6 protein-coding genes are annotated in these 7,315 nt (G+C 50.2%); 2 read left to right on the top strand and 4 right to left on the bottom strand.

Annotated features, from left to right (window positions below; translation table 11 throughout):
* Positions 1-214 precede the first annotated feature (214 nt).
* The 4 genes from PN462_RS11225 to PN462_RS11210 all read right to left on the bottom strand — a co-directional run bounded on the left by PN462_RS11225 (position 215) and on the right by PN462_RS11210 (position 4,014).
* Positions 215-760, bottom strand: coding sequence for a hypothetical protein (locus PN462_RS11225; RefSeq protein WP_272128298.1), 546 nt, complete (start codon positions 758-760; stop codon positions 215-217).
* 127 nt (positions 761-887) lie between these two features.
* Entirely contained in the window at positions 888-1,688 is an 801-nt protein-coding gene (thiD, locus tag PN462_RS11220) for a bifunctional hydroxymethylpyrimidine kinase/phosphomethylpyrimidine kinase (protein ID WP_272128297.1), read from the bottom strand.
* Positions 1,689-1,709: 21 nt separating this feature from the next.
* Positions 1,710-3,005, bottom strand: coding sequence for a cell division protein FtsZ (gene ftsZ, locus PN462_RS11215; RefSeq protein WP_443029143.1), 1,296 nt, complete (start codon positions 3,003-3,005; stop codon positions 1,710-1,712).
* A gap of 169 nt (positions 3,006-3,174) precedes the next feature.
* Complete coding sequence (locus PN462_RS11210) at positions 3,175-4,014, bottom strand: cell division protein FtsQ/DivIB (protein ID WP_272128295.1); 840 nt, start codon at positions 4,012-4,014, stop codon at positions 3,175-3,177.
* Between the two features lie 507 nt (positions 4,015-4,521).
* On the opposite strand from PN462_RS11210, the gene PN462_RS11205 reads away from it, so the two are divergent.
* Positions 4,522-5,841 (top strand): P-loop NTPase fold protein, encoded by a 1,320-nt coding sequence (locus PN462_RS11205; RefSeq protein ID WP_272128294.1) that lies wholly within the window; start codon positions 4,522-4,524, stop codon positions 5,839-5,841.
* A gap of 442 nt (positions 5,842-6,283) precedes the next feature.
* Positions 6,284-7,243: a ribokinase gene (gene rbsK, locus PN462_RS11200; protein WP_272128293.1), complete on the top strand. Its 960-nt coding sequence runs from the start codon at positions 6,284-6,286 to the stop codon at positions 7,241-7,243.
* The last annotated feature ends 72 nt before the right edge of the window (positions 7,244-7,315 follow it).

Here is a 7,315-nt window from a genome sequence, read left to right as displayed (position 1 = left end):
GCTCTTAGCCTTGGGTTTTAACCCAAGGTCTCTTGGTTAGCCTGACTTCTGGTTAATCTCTCAACCCGTTTTTAACGAGTTTAAGCTCTTAGCCTTGGGTTTTAACCCAAGGTCTCTTGGTTAGCCTGACTTCTGGTTAATCTCTCAACCCGTTTTTAACGAGTTTAAGCTCTTAGCCTTGGGTTTTAACCCAAGGTCTGTTAAAGGCGCATCTTTAATTACTCCCGCCATTATTATTGCTAAAGAGGGGACGAACTAACAGATAAGTTCCCCCAAACACCGTCAACACAACAAACACCAGCGTAACGACCACTAACCAGCCATTAGCATCCCCCATACGCTCTTGCAAACTGGGGCGACGTTCCGGTTTTTCCTCCACTTCCATCACCAAAGAAGACTCAAAATCATCTTCAAAGTTACTCAACGCCAAAGATGGCTCTGGAGACTCCTGAATCTCCGTTTCCTGATGTTTTGGAGGTTCTGAAGTAATCACATTCCCTTCCCCATCGTAACTCGCAGTCACTTGTTGTAACGTTTCCACTGACTGGCTAATTTTGGCCAACTCCTCCCGCATCAGTGTATTTTGTTCCATCAAATGCTGATTTTTCCTTTGCAAGTGACTCATTTCTTCTTTCGTCACCTGTAACTCTTGGGCCAATTGCCGATACACCGTAATCGGGACAGACGGACGATAACCTTGAGCGTCCAAGGCTGCTGGATCAGGAGAGGATTGGGATTGGGAAGATTGAGGTTTAAACATTCTTGCCTAAAAGAAAGCTAATGGATTGCGCGGAGTACGTCAAAAGCAGCAATGAATGAAAGAATTAGCGATTTTCGTTCCACTCTCTGAGAGGAAGGCGATCGCTTCACCTGAGCAAGCAAGGCATTTAGGGGAATAAGGGGAAAAAATGACCAACGGGACCTGTGCCTTGGCCAATGGCTAGGGCATGGTGTAAGGCCGCGGTTACATAGTCTTTCCCGTCCCCCAGGGCCGTTAGGGGGTCTTTTCCTAGGGCTAAATTGGCCGCAATAGCTGCCGAGAGGGTACAACCTGTTCCGTGAGTATGGGGGGTTTGCACTGTCTCGGTTTCTAATACGGTGTAGGTGTCCCCTGCAAAAACCACATCTACCCCTTGTAACGGGCCGGTCATCCCTCCTCCTTTCACCATGACATACTGAGGCCCCAAATCATAAATTTTCGCCGCCGCCTCTTTCATGGAGTCGAGGGAGTCAATCTCTACCCCACTGAGCATCTGGGCTTCATAACGATTAGGGGTTAACACTAGGGCTTGGGGGATTAAAGCCCCTTTGAGGGTCGCAATGGCCGGATCATCAATCAACTGGGCCCCGGTTCGAGACACCATCACCGGATCAACCACCAACCCCGACATTTCCCAATGCTCGACTTGTTGGGCGACGGCTTCTATAATCGGTGCATTGAGTAGCATTCCGGTTTTTGCGGCATCTACCCCAATATCCTTGACAACTTCACCAATTTGTGCTGCGACCGCTTCTGGGGTGAGGGCATCCACCCGGGCCACCCCTGTGGTATTTTGGGCGGTCACACAGGTAATTGCACTCATGCCATGGACCCGATGGAATGAGAAGGTGCGGAGATCAGCCTGAATTCCAGCCCCTCCTCCACTATCAGACCCGGCGATGGTTAACGCGGTGGGAATTTGACGCATACTCCTCCTAAAAGCCCCTCTCTACCGTCGTGGGAAACGACGACGCTGCAAAAATTCGGGAATATCTAAGCCATTTTCCCCTTTGAGTCGGGGATCGGCTGTGGGGGGTGGGGAGGCCGCAGGGCGTTGTTGTTGGGGCGTATTAGCTGGATTATTTTGAGGCCGATTGGGATTCGGTCGTTGTTGGGGAGTTACCCCTTGGCGAGAAGTCCCAGAGGACGGCTTAGTGGTTTCTCCAGTAAACCCAGTGGCAATGACGGTAATTCGCAACTCACCCTGTAAATTCTCATCAATCACTGCCCCAAAAATAATATTTGCATTGGGGTCCACCACTTCATAAATGGTTTCGGCAGCAGTATTCACCTCATGGAGGGTTAAATCGGACCCCCCGGTAATATTGAAGACAACCCCCTTCGCCCCTTCAATGGAGGACTCTAATAAGGGTGAAGAAATGGCCATCACTGCCGCTTCTCTAGCGCGAGACTTACCGGACCCTGTACCAATGCCCATTAAGGCACTCCCTGCATCGGCCATCACTGCCCGCACGTCGGCAAAGTCCACGTTGACTAGACCAGGGATAATAATAATATCGGAAATCCCCTGCACACCTTGACGCAGGATATCATCGGCCACCATAAAGGCTTGTTGTACCGGAGTTTCCGGAGAAATGACCGATAATAACTTATTATTGGGGATAACAATTAGGGTATCGACTCGACCCTGTAAAGCAGCGATGCCTTCTTCAGCTTGGGTGGTTCGGCGACGGCCTTCAAAGGTAAAGGGACGAGTGACAATGCCCACGGTTAAGCAGCCCATTTCCTTGGCCACTTCAGCCACAATGGGAGAGGCCCCTGTTCCCGTGCCGCCGCCCATGCCAGAGGTAATAAAGACTAAATCCGTGCCTTCTAAGGCATTGGCAATTTCATCACGGGATTCTTCCGCCGCCTTTTGGCCGATGGAGGGGTTGCCCCCGGCCCCTAGGCCACGGGTTAATTTTTGTCCAATCTGTAAACGTTTGGGGGCAGAGGTGAGTTCTAAGGCTTGGGAATCGGTATTAATCGCCCAAAACTCGACCCCAGTAATGCCACTGCTGATCATGCGATTCACCGCATTACAGCCCCCACCACCAACGCCAATGACTTTAATCTTAGCGGCGTTGCTCGGCATGATATTATCCACTCGTTCCTCCTCTTGGGGAGGTTGATATTGAGGTTGGTATTGGGGGGGAGGGTAGTTTCCTCCTTGATAATCACCACCTTGGGGAAGTGGGATCCCCGGATTGTTAAAGGGTATGTTATTAGCCACAGTCACGGGAATTGAGTAGTTGGTCTTGTATTAGCTATAGTAAGCCCTACTGTACTTATTTGCTGACATTTTAATTAGAAGTTATCATGCTATCACTTTTTTTTGGAGTCAACCGATCTGCCATTGGATTCCCCCTCTGACATGAACCATGCTAGGAAAAAACTTGAGCTTATCCTTGAGCTTATCTGAGTTGAATTGCGGGGGAGGAAGGGTTGGTTAAATCAATATAGTCGATTTGACTATAGTTAATTTGACTGGTTTGCACATGGGTGGGTAAACCCCGCATTTGGGCTAAAACGCGCAATTGTTCTCGAAACCGTTGGTCTTCATAGGGGCCGAAGTGAACTTCGCCCAGTTGAGTTTGTAAAATCAAGTTATCGGGCGATCGCAAGTCAATATCAAAAATTTTCACCGTTGACTCCGCCACCGCTTCGTAAAGGGGCGGCCAATTCGCTGCAAAGCCTTCACTAAACCCAATCACAATCAAGTCCGGCAGTTGAGGGGTCATTTCGAGACGAGTATAACCTTCCTTAGACATCCAAACCCCTTGGGCATCAATTAAGCCCATTTCCCCGGTCTTCTCTGGGTTATCTTGGGGGGGGAGTACAATGGCCACCGGATGATGTTCGGCCACCTTAACCGTTAAACTCGGTGGCAGTAAGTTGCGCGTCACATCCACCTCAACCACCGAGGCCGTCGCATCCAACTGCTCCCTTAACCGGGCTTCCAGTTGGTCTCCCAGATGTTGCGGCTCGATCTCTAAAATCGGTTTAGGATACTCAATGGGCAACAACTGATGTAGTGTCTTCTCCGAAAGCCAATCATTGCCCTGAATTTTCACCTGTTCCGGTTGTTGAATCACCCAACCGGGGAGTTTCACCACCCAAACCACCGCCCCCGTCATACTGCCAATCAGCAGTAACCGCCACACCGCTTGTAAAAATCGGACTTGACGGCGGCGTTTTAATTGTTGCCGACGACTTCTCAGGTCGTTCGCTTTGACAGATGCGATGCTGGTCATTAATTCCCGGTGCTGTTTTGCACGCGACGTATTGTTTGATATCCTCCCTCACGGGACGCGAGGGCCTTCTCGCACAAGAAGATAAAGCCAAAGAAAGGGTTACAAAAATCATAGCCCAACTCTGGAGAAAGCGAGAGGAAAAAACCGTCTATCATGGGAAGTCAACGGCTCTCCGTTACTATATAACGGTGTCATGCTGGTCTCAACCAGCAAGCCCTTACCCCATCCGTACTGTTAACTTTCCTTAAATTGGCGGTAGTCCTTTGACCCAAGGTGGGATAAGACAAAGAAAGAGGAAAATTCCTGCCCAGAAAGCTCAGAGATGCTCAGAAATTCACAGAATTTTCACAGTTTTCTGCTCCTGACGGGTTGAGCTTGAGGAGCAACTCCCGTGGGCTTTCACAGATTTTCCAGCTTGAAAGTGTAATCTACACGACAGTGTGCTGAAGTCAAGGTGACAGACCACCCTCTAATTTTAAAGTTGAGTTCCTCTCATCAGACAACATCATGAAACTGCATCTACTACAATTCTTTAAGGCTTGTAACCCGAGCCGAACCTTAAACCTGAGTCACCCCGAAGACCGTCCCTACTATATTGACTTTTCCGACGTGCGAGGGGGAAAAGTGGTCGAAGCCCTAGAGCGCACTATCACACGCCTCTCCCCCGACGAGCCGACCTGTCAACTGTTTAGCGGTCACATTGGTTGTGGGAAGTCCACCGAGTTATTCCGACTGAAAGCGCATTTAGAAGCGGAAGGCTTTCATGTGGTCTATTTTGAATCCAGTCGCGCCCTAGATATGGCCGACGTGAACATTAGTGATATCTTACTGGCGATCGCCGGAGTTGTCAGTGACCATCTTGAACAAGAAGGCATCCCCATCAAACCCAGTTACTTCAATAACCTCTTTGAAGAAGTTAAAAACATCTTACAAACCCCCATTGACCTAGAAGCGCAAGCGGAAGTCTCCCTCGGCATTGCCCGCATTGTCGCCAAAACCAAAGAAAACCCCAAACTGCGAGAACAACTGAAACAGTCCCTCGAACCCCGCACCGAAAGCATCCTCCGCGCCATCAACAATGATATTTTGCAACGGGCCAACCAAGAACTGCAAAAACGGGGCAAACAAGGCTTAGTCGTCATCGTCGATAACCTAGACCGCATCGCCCCCCGGCCCGCCACTCCCAGTCGTTCCCTCCCCGAATACCTCTTTATTGACCGGGGGTCCCTCCTGCGGCGACTGGACTGTCATATGGTTTATACCATCCCCCTCGCCCTGATCTTCTCCAACGAATATCAAGCCCTCAAAAACCACCTCGGCGGCGGGGTTGCCCCCACTATCCTCCCCATGGTCCCCGTACAAACCCGCACCGGAGAAGAACATACCCAAGGACTCAACTTACTCCGTCAGTTAGTCTTAGCCCGGGCCTTTCCCCAAGTGGACCCCCAAACCCGACTGACCTTAATTGAGCAAATTTTCGATAGTCAAGCCACCCTAGACCGTCTCTGTCGCATTAGCGGCGGCCACGTCCGCAACTTATTAGGACTGTTATACACCTGTCTCCGCCATCAAGACCCCCCCATCTCCCGTGACTGTCTCGAAAGTGCTATCAAAAATTACCGGGATGATATTCTCTTAGCCCTAGAGGAACACGAATGGCAACTCATCGCCCAAGTCGTACAACAACAAAGCGTCAGTGGGGAACAGGACTATCAACTGTTACTCCGGAGTATGTTTGTCTTTGAGTATCGAGATGAACAAGGCCGTTGGTTTGGTGTCAACCCCGCTTTACAAGAAACCCCCCAATACCCCAATATAAAACCTTAGTCTTGGCCTCTTTAGAGGAAAAAGAGTGTGACTTAAAAATAAGCTTTCCCCAATCTCCCAATATAAAACCTTAGTCTTGGCCTCAGAAGCGGTTTAATTAGGGCTTGCTGAATAACGCTAAAATTCTCGCCTAATCAGGGCCCGTGAGGATTTTGAAAAGCAAAAAAGGTCAAATTTGCCACTCAATTGGGGAAAAATCTCGGAAAAAAGGCCCATTCTTAAATTTCACTATTCCCAGTTCCCTGCTCCCTTGCCCTGTTCGCGTTAGCGTCCCGTCAGGGGTAGCGAAGCCGTTCGCGGAGCGTCTCCGTGCTTGAGAAAGGGCTGTTCCCTTGCCTGACAAGCAAATGAACATTCAGCAAGCCCTAATTAAGCCTCAGAAAGGGTTTAATGAAAGAGAAGGCGTTTTCTTCTTTGTTGTTACACTTTACGTCCAAACTCCATGACAGTTGTTGCCCTCGGTAGTATCAATATGGACCTCGTGGTCAAAACCCCTCGTCTTCCTGATGCGGGAGAAACTCTGATCGGTCATGAGTTCTTTTCTGCGTTTGGGGGAAAAGGGGCAAACCAAGCCGTGGCAGTGGCCAAACTCGGTGTCCCGGTGTACTTTGTCGGCCAAGTGGGAGGGGATGACTTCGGGCAAACCCTGTTACTTGCTTTAAAAGCATCTGGTGTGAAAACCGACAGTGTACGAGTGAACCCAGATATCCATTCGGGGGTGGCCTCCATTGTCATTAGCGAAACCGGAGATAATACCATTGCCTGTGCTGCTGGGGCCAATGGTGCGGTAGGGGAGTTAGAAGTGGAGGCATTTGGGCAACGACTGCAAGAGGCCAACGTGGCCTTATTAGAATTAGGCATTCCGGGGGAAGCGGTGGCAGCCGCCGCCCGAAAAGCTAAACAACAGGGGGTTTTGACCATTTTAGACCCTGCCCCTGTGCCGGAGTCTCTGCCCCCTGATTTATTATCCTCGGTTGATATCATTACTCCCAACGAGTTAGAAGCGAGTCAGTTAGTGGGGTTTTCAGTTTGCGATCGCACCCTCCCCCCAGAAAAAAATCGCCAAACCCTAGAACAAGCCGCCCAACACCTCCAACAACGAGGCGTAAAAACCGTCATCATCACCCTAGGCGACCAAGGAGTCTTTTGTGCCACCCCAAACGAGCAGTTTTGGGAAGCCCCCCTCCCAGTTCAAGTGGTGGATACCGTCGCCGCCGGAGATGCCTTTAATGGGGCTTTAGCCACCGCCCTCGTCGCCAGGAAGCCCTACCGAGAAGCCGTTCACTGGGGAAATATTGCGGGTGCAATTGCCGTTACCAAAACCGGGGCCCAGTCCTCTCTCCCAGACCAGTCCACCTTCTTCTCTCGTCTAGAGGCGTTTCCCCTTTCTTCTCAACCTTAAAATTTCTCACGCAGATGGAGGAGTTGATAGTTGATAGTTGATAGTTGATAGTTGATAGGGGATGGGGAAGAT

The organism is Spirulina sp. CS-785/01 (assembly GCF_028330525.1).
GTDB lineage: Bacteria > Cyanobacteriota > Cyanobacteriia > Cyanobacteriales > Spirulinaceae > JAQMSD01.
The sequence above is the reverse complement of the archived record's forward strand: the minus strand, read 5'-3'. Positions and strand labels throughout refer to the sequence as shown.